Genomic DNA, 13,242 nt, shown 5'->3' on the forward strand with positions numbered 1-13,242 from the left:
CGCACTTCGGTGTGCGGGACCTCGTCCATGCCGGATTTACACCGGTGTAAATCTGGACAGTAGTCGGTGCTCGACGGGCAGGTCAAGACCTCAGGCGGAGACCGTGCGTTCCACGGCGACGGGCGCCGAAGACGCCCGCACGACCAGCGCATGCGGCGAGCGCAGCACGCCCGGACCGACGGCCGCGTCCTCCTCGAGCTGCTCGACGAGGACCCCGACCGCCGTCGCCGCGACCCGGTCCAGGTCGGCCGACACCGTGGTCAGCGCGGGCGTCGCGTACGCCGACTCCTCGATGTCGTCGAAGCCGACGACCGCGACGTCGTCCGGCACGGTCCGACCGGCGAGCTGCAACGCGCTCATCGCCCCGAGCGCCAGGGCGTCGTTGCAGCAGACGATCCCGTCGACCTCGACGCCGGAGTCGAGCAGCGCCCGCGCCGCCGCTGCCCCCTCGGCCCGGTGCCAGAGCGCCGTGGGGACGACGAGTTCGGGTCGGAACGCCACGCCCTGCTCGGCGAGCGCCTCGCGGTACCCGCGGAGCCGCTCCTGCGCCGTCCGTACCGGCCCCGACGGTTCGGAACCGATGAAGGCGATCGAACGACGGCCCGCGTCGAGCAGGTGCGCCGTCGCGTCGTGCAGCGCGTCCGCGTTCGACATCGTGATGAACGTGACCGGGCTGTCCGGGATCGGCTCGCCGAGCACCACGAGGGGGAACTTCACCTCGAGCGCAGGAGCATCGCTCGACCGCACCGTCAGCGGGCTGTAGATGATGCCGTCGATCGAGTGTTCGCGCATCCGGGTGATCGCGTCCGCCTCGCGCACGCCGCTCGCGGTCTGCTCGATGAGCACCGTGTAGCCCACGGCACCGGCGGCGCGGATGACGGCGTCGGCGAGCTCGGCGAAGTACGCCTGCCGTAGCTCCGGCACCGCCAGGCCGATGACCTTCGACCGGCCGGCGCGGAAGTTCCGGGCCGAAACGTTGAGCTCGTAGCCGAGTTCGTCCACCGCGGCCATCACCCGGTCGTGGGTGCGGGCGGAGACGTGCTCGTAGCCGGAGAGGACGTTCGAGACGGTCTTCTTCGAGACGCCGGCGACGGCTGCGACGTCACTCATCGTGGGGGGCGAGCGGTGTCCCTGGGCCATCCGCGCTCCCCTCTCGCGTCCGGAATGCGTTGGGCAGGAACCTACCGCACCAGCGTGGTGCGGCCCGGACGTGTCGGTCCGGTCACGGCTGGCGGGCCCTGGGCGGCGTCCACGCCGGAGCTGCGTCCACTGCGTCGCCGATGCTCCGCGCGATGACCCCGAGCTGCCGCGTCTGGGTTTCGGTGAGCGTGTCGAACACCAGGCGCTCGACCAGGGCATGGTGCGCGGGCGTCGACTCGAGGACCTTGCCGTGCCCGTCATCCGTCAAGACCGCGAGGGTGAAGCGGCCGTCCGTCGGGTCGACCACACGGCGCACCCACCCCTTCGCCTCGAGCCGAGTCACCGCGCGGGACAGTCGTGAGAGCGTCGAGCTCGCGTACCCGGCGAGCGTGCTCATCCGCAGGGTCCTGTCCGGCGCGGCGTCGAGGGCGGTGAGGACCCCGAGTTCGAAGTGCGTGAGGCCACTGTCTCGTTGGAGTTGGGCGTCCAGGGCGACCGGGAGCCGTTCGAGCATCGTCGCCACGGCTGCCCAGATCTCGAGTCGTTCGCCGCGCAGGCCGTGTGGTTCATCGGGCGGTGCCATCACGGCATCGTACATCCGGTGACTTGCCTGAGCAAGTAAACGGACGTACGGTGACTTGCTCAGGCAAGTCACCGGGTCGAGTGACGCGAGACGACGAAGGAGGATCCATGGACCTGCAACTCCGAGGCAGAACGGCGTTCATCAGCGGATCGACGCAGGGCATCGGGTACGCGATCGCCTCCGCACTCGCGGCCGAGGGCATGCGCGTGATCGTCAACGGCCGGGAGGACGCCCGGGTCGAAGCAACCGTCGATCGCCTGCGGCGTGACCAGCCGGGAACCACGGTGTCCGGCATCGCGGCCGACTTCGGAGACCCGGGCGACGTCACCCGACTGCTCGGGTCCCTCGACGACGTCGACGTCCTCGTCAACAACGTCGGACTCTTCGGCCTCGCCACCTTCGAGTCGATCGCCGACGAGGACTGGTCCCGGTACTTCGAGGTCAACGTGATGAGCGGGGTCCGCCTGTCGCGGCACCTGCTCGGCGGGATGCTCGAACGCGGGTGGGGTCGCATCGTGTTCATCGGGAGCGAGTCCGGCGTGAACGTCCCCGCGGACATGGTGCACTACGGCGTGACCAAGGCCGCGGTGATCGCGCTCGCGAACGGACTCGCGAAGCAGACACGTGGGACCTCGGTCACGATCAACACCGTCCTCGGCGGTCCCACGTACTCCGACGGTGTCGCGACGACGGTCGAGGCGATCGCCGAGGCGCAGGCTCTTCCGGTCGAGGCGATGCAGGCCGCGATCATCGGTCAGAACCGGACCAGCCTGCTCGAGCGCTTCATCGACCCTGCCGAGATCGCGGCGCTCGTCACCTACCTCGCGAGCCCGCTGTCCTCCGCGACGAACGGCGCCGCGATCCGGGCTGACGGCGGCGTCCTGACCGGGCTCCTGTAGGTGGCACGTCAGCCGAGGTGTGCGTAGTCCGGCAGGTCGATCGCGTCGGCCGGTGGCGTGAAGAACCGGTCGCCGAGCCGACCGATGAACGGGGTGGAGGCGACCCGAACCGCAGCACCGAACGCGGCGATCCCGAGCCGGCTCTTCGGGTTCGCGACCCGCGGCACCCCCGGCGGCAGCTGCTGCGCCTGGGTGACGTACGGCCGCATGATGCGCTCGTAGCCCCGGAATGCATCGCGGTGGTCGACGTGGGCGGCGAGTTCACCGGCCAACACGTACGCCCCGGTGAGCGACAGGCTCGTACCCATGCCACTGACCGGTGAGGCGCAGTAGGCGGCGTCGCCGACGAGCGCGACCCGACCCTCGGACCACCGCGGCGCACGGACCTGCCCGATCGACTCGGAGTACAGGTCGTCAGCGGCGTCGATGCCCGCGAGCACACGACGTGCTTCCCAGCCGGCATCGGCGAAGACCTCGTGTAGTCGCCGGCGCTGCTCCTCGATCGACCGTCGCTCGGAGCCGGCGCGCTCCCGTGTCCGGTCGGTCACGAACGACAGCGTCGCCCGGATCGTGCCGTGCGGGTCCGGACGGAGGGTGACCGACCGACCACCCGGTGCGTTGTACCAGCGCCACCAGTCGTCGTCGGCATCGGTGCGGGGGATCGTCGCGTAGGAGGTCTCGAGGCCGAGGGACCGGATCTCGGGCTCGTCGCCGAAGACCAGTCGCCGGGTGCTCGACCCGATGCCGTCCGCCGCCACCACCAGGTCGAACCGCTCGTCGGCGGCGTGCTCGAACTGCACGGTCACGCCGTCGCCGGCGCCGTCGTTGTCCGCGATGCCGGTGATGCGGTCGCCGAACCAGTACTCGGTGGTGTCGGTGGTCCGGCCGACCAGCAGCTGCGCGAGGTCACCGCGCAGGATCTCGAGCTCCGCGGTGGCGCCGCCCGAGTCCGTGGTTCCGGCCGGGAACTCCGCGATGACCGAACCGGAGCGGCCGATGAACCGCGTGCCGACCTCACCGGTCGTGGCGGCACGGATGTCGTCCTCGATCCCCATCCGCCGCGAGACCTCGCGCCCGGCGCCCCGCACGTCGACGTTCTGGCCGCCGGTCCGGAGCTCCGGCGCGCGCTCGACGATCGTCGTGTCGTAGCCGTACCGGTGCAGCCAGTAGGCCAGGGCGGGTCCGGCGATGCTCGCACCGGAGATGAGGACGCGCTTGCGGTCGGTCGACATGTTGCCTCGAATCTTGATTACCAATGAGATTGGCAATCTACACGACTACCATCGACCTCGTGCCGCACGACGAACCGACAGCGCCCACCGACGGACGACGAGACCGCGACGCCCGGAGCGACCGCGACGATCGACGCGACCGCGAAGCCGCCCGTCGCGACGGACGACCGCTGCCCGACGACGACATCCGCGCCCGGGTCCAACAGGTCGGGGTCCGCCAGCAGCGCTTCGAGCGACACCTGGCCCGGGCACTCGACGTCGACGCGGCCGGGCTCGAGGCGATGGACCACCTCATCACCCACGGACGGTCCACCCCGACCGAGCTCGCGCGGCGACTGGAGATCTCCACCGCCGCCATGACCCTCGTGCTCAACCGACTCGAGTCCGCCGGCCACGTCACGCGCGAGCGGCACCCCAGCGACGGCCGGAAGCTCGTGGTCACCGCAGCCGAGCGGTCGTCCGATCGTGCGTACGACCTGGTGCTGCCGCTGATCGAGGGGATCGAGGACGTCGTCGCCGACATGGACGACAGCGAGCGCGCCACGGTGCAGGCGTTCCTCGACCGCCTGATCGGGATCTACGACGACGCGATGGACTGATCAGTCGACTCCGTCGGGTGACCACGGTCGCTCACCGAGGCTCCACCGCGCCATCGCCTCGACCTGTGCCTTCGCGCTCTCCAGGCTCGTGTGGTCGCCGAAGACCTCGCCCGACCACCCACGGACCTCGTACCGGTTCGTGAAGACGACTGTTCCGATGTGGGACCGGCCGGAGCGGGCTTCCCACCGGCCGACCTCGAGCGCGGTCCAGCTCGTCGGGTCGTGCTGGTGTGGGAGATCGGTCTGCGAGGAGGACATGGCGTTTCCGGTCGGCATCGGACGAAGAGATCGTGCCGGCAGCCGGGGGCCTGGGTCACCTGCGGTCGACGGTAGTCCCTCCTCGTGCGGGTGGCCCAACGTCGACCGATTGACATCGGTTACTGAGTGCACTCAGAATTGAGTCTTCTCATCGACCCTCAGGAGCACCACCATGCGCGCCTTCGCGTTCGACCAGTACAAGCAGCCCCTCCGCGAGACCGACGTCCCCGAACCGGTCGTCGGCGACCACGACGTCCTCGTGGCCGTCGCCGCCGCCGGCCTGAACCAGCTCGACGAGAAGATCCGCCAGGGCGAGTTCAAGCTGATCCTGCCGTACAAGACCCCGCTCGTCCTCGGCCACGACGTCGCCGGCACCGTGATCGCGGTCGGCGCAGGCGTCCGACGGATCAAGCCCGGCGACGAGGTCTTCGCCCGCCCCCGTGACCACCGCATCGGCACGTTCGCCGAGCGCATCGCCGTCGACGAAGCCGACGTCGCCCGCGCGCCGTCGAACGTGAGCGCAGCCGAGGCTGCCTCGATGCCGCTCGTCGCCCTGACCGCGTGGCAGGCGCTCGTCGAGAAGGGCAGGGTCGGACCGGGCACGAAGGTGCTCGTCCACGCGGGCTCCGGTGGCGTGGGGACGATCGCGATCCAGCTCGCCAAGCACCTCGGTGCCCACGTCGCCACCACGGTGTCGGCCGCCAACGCCGACTTCGTCCGCGAGCTCGGTGCCGACGTGGTGATCGACTACCGCACCCAGGACTTCGAGCAGGAACTGTCCGACTACGACTTCGTCCTCGACAGTCTGGGCGGCGAGAACCTCGAGAAGTCCCTGCGCGTGCTGCGCCCCGGCGGCAAGGTCGTGAGCATCAACGGCACCCCTGACCCCGCCTTCGCGAAGGAGGCCGGGCTGGGCCCGGTGATCCGACTGGTCATCGCCGGCATCAGCCGCGGGGTCCGCGCGCAGGCGAAGCGACTCGGGGTCACGTACGAGTTCCTGTTCATGCGAGCGGACGGCGCGCAGCTCCAGCAGATCGCCGACCTCGTGCAGGCCGGCGCGATCCGCCCGGTGGTCGGCGCCACGTTCGCCTTCGACCAGACCCCCGAAGCGCTCGCGTCGATCGGGACGAGCCGCGTGCGCGGCAAGACCGTCGTCACCGTCGCCTGACGGGAGTCCGGCTCAGCGCGGCAGGACCGCCCCGAGCTGCGCCCGGATCGACTCGACGACGCTCGCCACGCTGGTCTCGGGGTCGACGTGCGACACCATGGTGACGAACACCACCGCCGAGACCACGTGCGCGAGCGTCGCGGCCCGTGCGTCGTCGAGACCACCGCGGTCGATCAGGATCTCCGCGACCGCCTGCTCGGTCATCCCCGAGATCGCGAGCGCTCGCGCATGGTGCGGCTCGCCAGGGTCCCCGAAGGCCATCTCCCGCAGGTAGGTCCGCCCGTTGGACACCTGCACCCGGTTGCAGGCGACGATCGGCGTCACGAGCGCGAGCACCGCATCGAGCGCGTCGTCGGTCGCCTCAGCAGCTCGACGGCCCTGTTCGAGCGCTTCGTCGTACTTCGCGTTCTGCACCAGCAGCAGCAACTCGCCCTTGGTCTTCGCGTACAGGAAGAGCGTGCCGGCTCCGATGTCCGCGCGCTCCGCGATCTGCTGCGTCGTCACGTCGTCGACGCCGTGCTCGGCGAACAACTCGCCGGCAGCAGCCGTGATCCGGTCGAGCTTGTCCTGCCGGTTCCGCTCACGCCGACCTGGGACCTGTGTCACGTGCACACTCCGGATCTGATCGGCGATGGGGTCGACCCATCCTGCCATCCGCAGGAGAACCCCGGGACCGCCGTCGGTCGTCGACGTGGCGCGCAGTGCGGACGGGAGGCCCGTGGCGGGCCCGCACCGTTCCTCCCGTCCGCCGCCCCCTGCGTTCAGTGCCCCCGGCGGTCAGCGCGCCGCCCGCGTGAACGTGCGGTGCACGACGTCCGACGGCGACGCGACCGTCTCGACGTCGAAGCGCTCCTCGATCCCCTCGAGTCCGTCCCAGAGCCGCTCGCCGCGGCCGAGCACGATCGGCACCTCGACCAGGTGCAGGTGGTCGACGAGGTCGGCCTGCAGGAACTCGCGGACGGTCTCGACCCCGCCGCCGATCCGGACGTCCCGGCCCGGTGCGGCCTGGCGGGCGAGCTCGAGCGCTTCCGCCGGGGTCGCGTCGACGAAGTGGAAGGTCGTCCCGCCCGCCATCTCGAGGGGCTCGCGCGGGTGGTGGGTGAGCACGAACACGGGCGTGTGGAACGGCGGTTCGTCGCCCCACCACCCGGTCCAGCCGTCGTCGGGCCACGGTCCGCGCTGGGGTCCGAACTTGTTCCGCCCCATGATCTCGACACCGATCTCCGGTCCCCAGGCGCGAGCGAACTCGTCGTCGACATCGGTGGTCCCGCCGGACGCTCCTTGCATCGCGCGGAAGGTGGCCGTGGCGGCGAACCACCCCATGAGTCGGCCGTCGGCGTGCCCGAACGGCCGGTCGATCGACTGGTCGGCTCCGGCACCGTACCCGTCGAGCGAGATTGCGAAGTTGTGGACCCTGACCGTCGACATGGTGCTCCTGTCCTGCTTCAGAGGGTGATGCCCGTCGCCGTCGCCAGGGCGCCGACGAGTTGGCGGCGGAACTGCGGGTCAGCGACCGCCTGGTGCGGCTCCTGCCGCTGTCCGTGGAACCAGTAACCGCCGCTGAGGGTTGCGTCGGGGTCGGTCACGAGGGCCTCTTGGGTGCGGTGCCCGAGCTCGAGGTCGTCCGACGCCCCCGCGCCGCCCATCTTGGTCGGGACCCAACCCGGGTCGACGGCGTTGCTCAGGACGCCGGGCCGGCGCTCGGCGACCTCGGCGGCGAGCGCGGTCACGAAGAGCTTGGTGTCCGAGTAGGTGTTGGTCTCCGCGGTGCCGTCCCAGTCGACGCCGTCCAGTCGGGGCCGGCCGCCGCGGTGCATCCCGCTGCTCAGGTACACGTGCCGGGTCGGCGCGTGGAGCAGCGCGGTGAACAGGTACGGCGCGACGACGTTGACCGGGATCAGCGCACGGCCGGAGATCACGCCGGCGTTGTGCACGACCGCGTCGATCGGGTCGCCGGCGTCGAGGTCGCGCGCAGCGGCGATCACGGCGTCGCGGTCGGACAGGTCGGCGACGACGAGCGTGGCACCACGGTCGAGCAGGTCGGCGACTGCCTCCGCCCGTGCCGTGCTCCGGGCGTGCACGACGACGTCGTGCCCGTCGCGGAGCAGGGTGTCGGCGGTCGCCCACCCGAGGCCGTCGGTCGATCCGGTGACGAGGATGCGGGACATGCGTTCATCATGCGCCGGGTGGCGCGGGCGCGTGCGGCGCGACACCGCGGCCTCAGCCGATGACGCCCGTGTGCTCGAGCACGATGTTCACGCCGATCAGGATGAGCACCACACCGCCGGCGATCTCGGCCGGCTTGCCGAACCGGGCTCCGACACGGCGCCCGACGACCACGCCGGCGAAGGACAGCACCGCCGTCGTCACACCGATGAGCAGCACCGCGCCGCCGATCGACACCGGCAGGAACGCCAACGTGACACCGACGGCCAGGGCGTCGATGCTCGTCGCGATCGCCAGGACCAGGAGTTCGCGGACCGGCAGACGGTCGGTGTCCTGCTCGGTGTCCTCGTGCTTCGAGAACGCCTCCCACAGCATCTTGCCGCCGATCAGCGCGAGCAGCCCGAACGCGATCCAGTGGTCGAAGGCGGCGATGTACTGCGCGAACGCCGAACCGAGCAGCCATCCGAGCAGGGGCATGAGCGCCTGGAACGCACCGAACGTCAGCGCGATGACGAGCGCGTGCCGCACGTCGAAGCGCTTCATGTGCAGGCCCTTGCCGAGGGCGACGGCGAAGGCGTCTGCGGAGACGCCGAGCGCGATGAGGAAGAGGGCCCAGAACGACATGGGGGCGGCGCCTTTCGAGACGGTCGGACGGAGACGCCGACGTCTCAGGACCTGACGATCCTGGCATGGTTCCGAGGACGAAAAGGCCTGATCAGCGGTATTCGTCGTGCCGAATCCGGGGGTTGGTGCGCCCGCCCCGGACCCCCGTGGTCGCCGCCGGTCGCGCCTCCGGTCCTCAGCGAGCGACGGACAGAGCGAAGGGCGCGAAACCGATTGCGCCGAGCAGGCTCGGCACCATCAGCGCCATCGACTCCGGGCCGGACGCGGTGGCGATCGGGCCGAGGTCCACGACCCACCCGTCCTGCCAACCCAGGCTGCGAAGCAGGTCGCCCACCGTGGCCTTCGCCGCGGCGTCGTCCCCGGAAACGAAGGCGGTCGGCGGGGTGGCGAGTGCCGCCGGCGCGGTCATGACCGAGAACAGCATCGTGTTGAGGCTCTTCACCACCCGGGTCTCCGGCAGGGCGGCCTGCAGCCGCTCGCCGAGGCTGCCGTCGAGGTAGGCGAGTCCACCCGGCAACCCGTCGGCGGTCCGCGTGGTCGCGTTCGAGACATCGAGCAGGGTCCGTCCGGCGAGTCCGGGCCGCAGTGCGGTCATCCGCTCCAGGGTTGTGTCGCCCGGTGTGGCGTTGACCACGACCGCGGCGGTCCGGATGGCGGTCGCGACGTCGGCGACCTCGACCCCGGTGTCGGCCCAGTGCGGCCGGACGGACTCGGGGTCGCGGACGCCGATGGTGACGGGGTGGCCGGCGGCGACGAGGCCGCGCGCGAGCGTGCTCCCGACACGTCCGGATCCGAGGACGGAGATGGTCGTGGTCGTGGTCATGGGGGTGTCCTTCGTGGTCAGGTGCGACGGGTGGGTCAAGGGGTTGGGGTCAGCGGCTCAGCGGCTCAACGGGTGAGCACTGCTGCGATCTGGCGGGCGAGGTCCGGGGCCGCCGCGATGCAGTCCTCGCTCGCCAGCGTCCAGGGGGCACCGCTCGTGTCGGTGACGGCACCGCCCGCCTCGTGCACCAGGAGCGCTCCTGCAGCCAGGCCGGACCGCACCTGCCCGAACTGCCAGAAGCCGTCGACGTGCCCGGTGGCGACCTGCACGAGCTGCACCGTCGCGGGGACCGAGGCCGACACGAGCAGGGCTGCGTCGAGCATCCGGTCGATCGAGTCGCTCATCCGGCCACGGATCTCGGATGCCTCGCCCGGCTTCGCCTGACCGGTACCGACCAGGGCGGCTCCGAGCTCCGTCTTCCGTGAGGTACTGATCGGGGTGCCGTTCAACCGCGCACCGGCCCCGCGGACGGCCGTGAACACCTGGTCGAGTGCGGGCAGGACCACGGCGGTCAGGACGGGGACGTCGTCGCGCACGAGCGTCGCGGTCACGCCCCAGTTCGCGGATCCGTGGACCAGGTTGACGTTGCCCTCGGCGGCGTCGGTCACCCACCATTCGCCCGGGCCGAGCGTGCCGGCGCCCTCTTCGTCGTCGTCCCACTGCGCATCGGGCCGGAGGCGCTCGAGCGCCGGTCGGAGCACCGCCGTCGAGGCCGCGTCGTTCGCGTCGATCGCGGCGAGTAGCGAGCGCCCGTCGTCGACCCGGTTCGCGGTCGAGAAGCGCTCGAGGAGCACCTGCGCGGCCGCGGTCACCGCCTCCGTCGCGCCGGCGAGCAGCTGGTGGTCGTCCATGGTCGTCTCCTGTCCCGGCCGACGCGGTCCGTCGATCCGGGAGCAACGCTACGAACGTCGATCATTGCGCGCCAGTACATTCCGCGCACCGGTAGATTGCGTCTTGTGCAACTGGATCTGAACCTGCTCACCGCGCTCGACGCCCTGCTCGAAGAGGAGAGTGTGACGGGCGCCGCCGACCGACTGCACCTGTCGGCACCGGCCATGAGCCGCGCGCTCGGCCGCATCCGGATCGCCGTCGGAGACGAGGTCCTGGTGCGCAGCGGCCGGGTCATGCGGCCCACGCCACGCGCCCTCGCGATGCGCGAGGAGGTCCGGTCGCTCGTGCTGCGCAGCCGGCAGGTCCTGACACCCGAGACGACCTTCGACGCCGGCGCCCTGCACCGGACCTTCACGATCCGTGCGCACGACGCCCTGGTCTCCGTGCTCGCCCCGTGGCTCGTCGAGCACACGCACCGGGCCGCCCCCGGCGTCGGCCTGCGGTTCCTCGGCGAACCGGACGACGACACCACGGACCTGCGGCGGGGCGTCGTGGACCTGGAGATCGGTTCCGCCGAGCCCGCGACCGCCGAGATCGACCACCGGCACATCGCGACCGACCCCCTGGTCGGGCTGGCACGCCGCGGGCACCCGCTCCTGGCCTCGGGCACCGCCGACGTCGACCTGGCTGCGTGGGCAGGTGTGCCGCACGTCGTCGTCTCCCGCCGCGGCCGGTTCGGCGATCGGATCGACGAGCTGCTCGCCGCGACCGGGCGGTCACGGTCGGTGGTCGCGTCGGTCGCGTCCACGAGCGCCGCCGTCGAGATCGTGCGCGAGACGGACGCGGTCGTCGTCATCCCGGCGTCGGTGGCGTCACGTGCCGTCCGCGCGGACGACACCGTGGTCTTCACGCCGCCCGTCGAGCTGCCGGCGGTGTCGGTCGTCCTGACCTGGCACCAGCGCTCCACGTCCGACCAGGGGCACCGGTGGCTGCGCAGCCTCGTCGAGCAGGCGCTCGTCGGCACGCTGGAACCCTGACCGGCTTCGGCGACCCGGCTCACGTCTTCGACGTCAGCCGGATCGGACGGGAGGCCCGTGGCGGGCCCGCCACGGGCCTCCCGTCCGGTCTGCGGCGCGTCAGCGACCGGCTGCTGCGTGGGCGGCGACCTGGGCGGCGGACAGTTCCGTCCCGTAGACGGCCGCGTACCGCATGGACCCGGTGAAGTAGGCGTTGGCGGGCGAACCCGGCCATCCGCCGATGGTGTCGTAGCCGATCCGGAACCAGCCGGTGTAGTTCTCCGGCGTCTTGTACGCCGCGTTCGACGCGACCAGCGTGCCGTCGACGTACAGGCGCATGCCGTTGGCCGGTGACATCGTCGTCACGGCGTGGTGCCATGCGCCGTCGGTGTAGGCCTTCGGCGACGAGACGACCTGGGTCGTGCCGCTGTACGTCCCGAACGCGAGCTGCCCGCTCGTGTTGAGGTAGAGCTTGCGGTCGTGCTGCCCGGACCCGCCGGTCTGGCTGCTGCCGAAGCCGATGAGCTGTCCACCGGCGACCGTCGTCTTGAACCAGACCTCCTCGCTGAAGGTGGTCGGGTTGGCGTACGAGCGCGAGGTGGAGACGTAGCTCGTGGAGCCGTTCAGCACGTAGGCACTGCCGGTGTCGCGCGGGCAGGCGTTCGGGTCGGGCGTGACCGCCGTCATCGATCCCTGGTAGGTGCCGTTCACGCCGCGGCCCGACCAGTCCGTGGCGGTCTTCGCGTTCGTCGACTCGGTGAGCCGGTACGCGAACAGGGCGTTCGCGGTGTCGGCTCCGACGGCGCCCGTGCAGGTGAAGTACGGGGCGGTCGCGGCGGTGTTCGTGTCGTTCCGGACGGTGGCGCTGTAGGCGGAGCGCGTCGGCGCGAACTGGTTCAGCAGGACGACGACAGCCAGGGCGACCACGAGCAGGAGGGCGACGACGCGGCCGTCACGCAGGCGACGGAGGATCACGAGGGACGCACCGCCTCGACGCGGCCGACGGCCAGGCAGGCCACGAGCGGCACCAGGCACATGGCGATGAGCGCCACCCACCCGAGCGGGTCGAGGTCGATGTTCGAGGTCAGCTGGTAGTGCCCGTTCTTCGTGAGTTCGTGGATGACCACGCGGCCGACCTCACCGTCGACCAGGTGCACGGTGTTGCCGCCGTGGGCGTCGACGCGCACCGGGAAGATGCCGGACGAGATGACGGTGGCCTCGACGCCCGTGGGGCTCGAGGTGTTCGTGATGGTCGTCACGTTGACGAACGGCTTGAGCACGAACGCGGCGTACGAGACCGTCAGGGCGGAGCCGGCGATCCGGAGGCAGGTGCGGGTCACCCGGTCCGTGAAGGCACTGGTCAGGGTCAGGATCAGGAGCGTGCCGATGAGCAGGATCGGGGCGGCGCGGAACAGCCAGCCGAGGTGCGGGACCAGGAGCGCCGGGGTGCCGATCACGTCGGCCTGCGACAGCGTCCACGGGTCGACCGCGCCGTTCACGTCGCCGCGGGTGTGCAGGCCGCCGTCGGCGTCGATCGCGATGATGCGGTGCGTGTAGACGACGTCGGGGTTGGCGGAGGTCTCGAACGAGACGACGTCGCCGACGCGCAGGGTCGTGACGTCGACCGGCAGGTCGAGCACGAGGGTCCCCACCGGGGCTGCTTCACCCATCGAGGGCGTCTCGACGACGAACCAGCGGCCACCGGCGGACAGGAACAGCACCGCGGCGGTGAGCAGCAGTGCGGCGACCAGGGCGAGCAACCAGGCGAGGACGGTCTCGGACCGGGTGACCGCGCGACCGCGGAGGACCGGACGGTCGAGCGTGCCGCTGAGCGGGATCGCTGCGGTCTGGCTCATGTCGTGCTCCTGCGGCTCGGTGGGGTGCGGCTACTGCGCGTGGTGGA

Annotated in this window: 16 protein-coding genes; 4 read left to right on the top strand and 12 right to left on the bottom strand. The window is 71.2% G+C overall.

Features of this window, described 5'->3' with window-relative positions:
* Window positions 1–90 precede the first annotated feature (90 nt).
* Both EDF51_RS08160 and EDF51_RS08165 read right to left on the bottom strand, forming a co-directional pair.
* Window positions 91–1,110 carry a LacI family DNA-binding transcriptional regulator gene (locus tag EDF51_RS08160; protein WP_166673221.1) on the bottom strand — a complete coding sequence of 340 codons (1,020 nt, stop codon included), beginning with the start codon at window positions 1,108–1,110 and terminating at the stop codon, window positions 91–93.
* 112 nt (window positions 1,111–1,222) lie between these two features.
* On the bottom strand, window positions 1,223–1,723 hold the full coding sequence (locus EDF51_RS08165; RefSeq protein ID WP_132099214.1) for a MarR family transcriptional regulator: 501 nt from the start codon (window positions 1,721–1,723) through the stop codon (window positions 1,223–1,225).
* A gap of 107 nt (window positions 1,724–1,830) precedes the next feature.
* Between EDF51_RS08165 and EDF51_RS08170 the strand changes: the two genes are divergently transcribed.
* The gene (locus tag EDF51_RS08170; RefSeq protein WP_132099215.1) at window positions 1,831–2,622 is read left to right on the top strand and encodes an SDR family NAD(P)-dependent oxidoreductase; all 792 of its coding nucleotides are present in this window, start codon (window positions 1,831–1,833) and stop codon (window positions 2,620–2,622) included.
* An 8-nt stretch (window positions 2,623–2,630) separates the two neighbouring features.
* Here the strand turns inward: EDF51_RS08170 and EDF51_RS08175 are convergent, their stop codons facing one another.
* Window positions 2,631–3,854, bottom strand: coding sequence for an FAD-dependent monooxygenase (locus EDF51_RS08175; protein WP_133938129.1), 1,224 nt, complete (start codon window positions 3,852–3,854; stop codon window positions 2,631–2,633).
* 59 nt (window positions 3,855–3,913) lie between these two features.
* Between EDF51_RS08175 and EDF51_RS08180 the strand changes: the two genes are divergently transcribed.
* On the top strand, window positions 3,914–4,453 hold the full coding sequence (locus EDF51_RS08180; protein WP_243692333.1) for a MarR family transcriptional regulator: 540 nt from the start codon (window positions 3,914–3,916) through the stop codon (window positions 4,451–4,453).
* Here the strand turns inward: EDF51_RS08180 and EDF51_RS08185 are convergent, their stop codons facing one another.
* Window positions 4,454–4,711, bottom strand: a complete 258-nt coding sequence (locus tag EDF51_RS08185; RefSeq protein WP_131920855.1) for a hypothetical protein — start codon at window positions 4,709–4,711, stop codon at window positions 4,454–4,456. It abuts the gene before it with no gap.
* 172 nt (window positions 4,712–4,883) lie between these two features.
* Between EDF51_RS08185 and EDF51_RS08190 the strand changes: the two genes are divergently transcribed.
* Entirely contained in the window at window positions 4,884–5,879 is a 996-nt protein-coding gene (locus tag EDF51_RS08190) for an NADP-dependent oxidoreductase (RefSeq protein WP_133938127.1), read from the top strand.
* A 12-nt stretch (window positions 5,880–5,891) separates the two neighbouring features.
* Here the strand turns inward: EDF51_RS08190 and EDF51_RS08195 are convergent, their stop codons facing one another.
* The 6 genes from EDF51_RS08195 to EDF51_RS08220 all read right to left on the bottom strand — a co-directional run bounded on the left by EDF51_RS08195 (window position 5,892) and on the right by EDF51_RS08220 (window position 10,343).
* The gene (locus tag EDF51_RS08195) at window positions 5,892–6,491 is read right to left on the bottom strand and encodes a TetR/AcrR family transcriptional regulator (RefSeq protein ID WP_243648810.1); all 600 of its coding nucleotides are present in this window, start codon (window positions 6,489–6,491) and stop codon (window positions 5,892–5,894) included.
* Window positions 6,492–6,656: 165 nt separating this feature from the next.
* On the bottom strand, window positions 6,657–7,307 hold the full coding sequence (locus EDF51_RS08200; RefSeq protein WP_134194480.1) for a dihydrofolate reductase family protein: 651 nt from the start codon (window positions 7,305–7,307) through the stop codon (window positions 6,657–6,659).
* A 17-nt stretch (window positions 7,308–7,324) separates the two neighbouring features.
* Window positions 7,325–8,047, bottom strand: coding sequence for an SDR family NAD(P)-dependent oxidoreductase (locus tag EDF51_RS08205; RefSeq protein WP_133938123.1), 723 nt, complete (start codon window positions 8,045–8,047; stop codon window positions 7,325–7,327).
* 52 nt (window positions 8,048–8,099) lie between these two features.
* Entirely contained in the window at window positions 8,100–8,669 is a 570-nt protein-coding gene (locus tag EDF51_RS08210) for a manganese efflux pump MntP family protein (RefSeq protein WP_133938121.1), read from the bottom strand.
* A gap of 175 nt (window positions 8,670–8,844) precedes the next feature.
* Window positions 8,845–9,492 (bottom strand): NAD(P)-binding domain-containing protein, encoded by a 648-nt coding sequence (locus EDF51_RS08215; protein ID WP_133938119.1) that lies wholly within the window; start codon window positions 9,490–9,492, stop codon window positions 8,845–8,847.
* A gap of 65 nt (window positions 9,493–9,557) precedes the next feature.
* Entirely contained in the window at window positions 9,558–10,343 is a 786-nt protein-coding gene (locus EDF51_RS08220) for an inositol monophosphatase family protein (protein ID WP_133938117.1), read from the bottom strand.
* A 105-nt stretch (window positions 10,344–10,448) separates the two neighbouring features.
* Between EDF51_RS08220 and EDF51_RS08225 the strand changes: the two genes are divergently transcribed.
* The gene (locus tag EDF51_RS08225) at window positions 10,449–11,360 is read left to right on the top strand and encodes a LysR family transcriptional regulator (protein WP_173169042.1); all 912 of its coding nucleotides are present in this window, start codon (window positions 10,449–10,451) and stop codon (window positions 11,358–11,360) included.
* A 99-nt stretch (window positions 11,361–11,459) separates the two neighbouring features.
* Here the strand turns inward: EDF51_RS08225 and EDF51_RS08230 are convergent, their stop codons facing one another.
* Window positions 11,460–12,314 carry a LamG domain-containing protein gene (locus EDF51_RS08230; RefSeq protein ID WP_131920838.1) on the bottom strand — a complete coding sequence of 285 codons (855 nt, stop codon included), beginning with the start codon at window positions 12,312–12,314 and terminating at the stop codon, window positions 11,460–11,462.
* The gene (locus EDF51_RS08235; protein WP_123292956.1) at window positions 12,311–13,195 is read right to left on the bottom strand and encodes a S26 family signal peptidase; all 885 of its coding nucleotides are present in this window, start codon (window positions 13,193–13,195) and stop codon (window positions 12,311–12,313) included. Before EDF51_RS08235 ends, EDF51_RS08230 begins: the two co-directional genes overlap by 4 nt.
* Window positions 13,196–13,242 lie beyond the last annotated feature (47 nt).

Origin of the sequence: Curtobacterium sp. PhB25, assembly GCF_004365375.1 — a bacterium.
Classification (GTDB): domain Bacteria; phylum Actinomycetota; class Actinomycetes; order Actinomycetales; family Microbacteriaceae; genus Curtobacterium.

Coding starts and splice junctions, on each gene's coding strand:
- EDF51_RS08220 (WP_133938117.1), bottom strand. CDS start 10,343: ATGGACGACCACCAGCTGCTCGCCGGCGCGACGGAGGCGGTGACCGCG.
- EDF51_RS08215 (WP_133938119.1), bottom strand. CDS start 9,492: ATGACCACGACCACGACCATCTCCGTCCTCGGATCCGGACGTGTCGGG.
- EDF51_RS08170 (WP_132099215.1), top strand. CDS start 1,831: ATGGACCTGCAACTCCGAGGCAGAACGGCGTTCATCAGCGGATCGACG.
- EDF51_RS08175 (WP_133938129.1), bottom strand. CDS start 3,854: ATGTCGACCGACCGCAAGCGCGTCCTCATCTCCGGTGCGAGCATCGCC.
- EDF51_RS08185 (WP_131920855.1), bottom strand. CDS start 4,711: ATGTCCTCCTCGCAGACCGATCTCCCACACCAGCACGACCCGACGAGC.
- EDF51_RS08205 (WP_133938123.1), bottom strand. CDS start 8,047: ATGTCCCGCATCCTCGTCACCGGATCGACCGACGGCCTCGGGTGGGCG.
- EDF51_RS08190 (WP_133938127.1), top strand. CDS start 4,884: ATGCGCGCCTTCGCGTTCGACCAGTACAAGCAGCCCCTCCGCGAGACC.
- EDF51_RS08235 (WP_123292956.1), bottom strand. CDS start 13,195: ATGAGCCAGACCGCAGCGATCCCGCTCAGCGGCACGCTCGACCGTCCG.
- EDF51_RS08210 (WP_133938121.1), bottom strand. CDS start 8,669: ATGTCGTTCTGGGCCCTCTTCCTCATCGCGCTCGGCGTCTCCGCAGAC.
- EDF51_RS08165 (WP_132099214.1), bottom strand. CDS start 1,723: ATGGCACCGCCCGATGAACCACACGGCCTGCGCGGCGAACGACTCGAG.
- EDF51_RS08160 (WP_166673221.1), bottom strand. CDS start 1,110: ATGAGTGACGTCGCAGCCGTCGCCGGCGTCTCGAAGAAGACCGTCTCG.
- EDF51_RS08200 (WP_134194480.1), bottom strand. CDS start 7,307: ATGTCGACGGTCAGGGTCCACAACTTCGCAATCTCGCTCGACGGGTAC.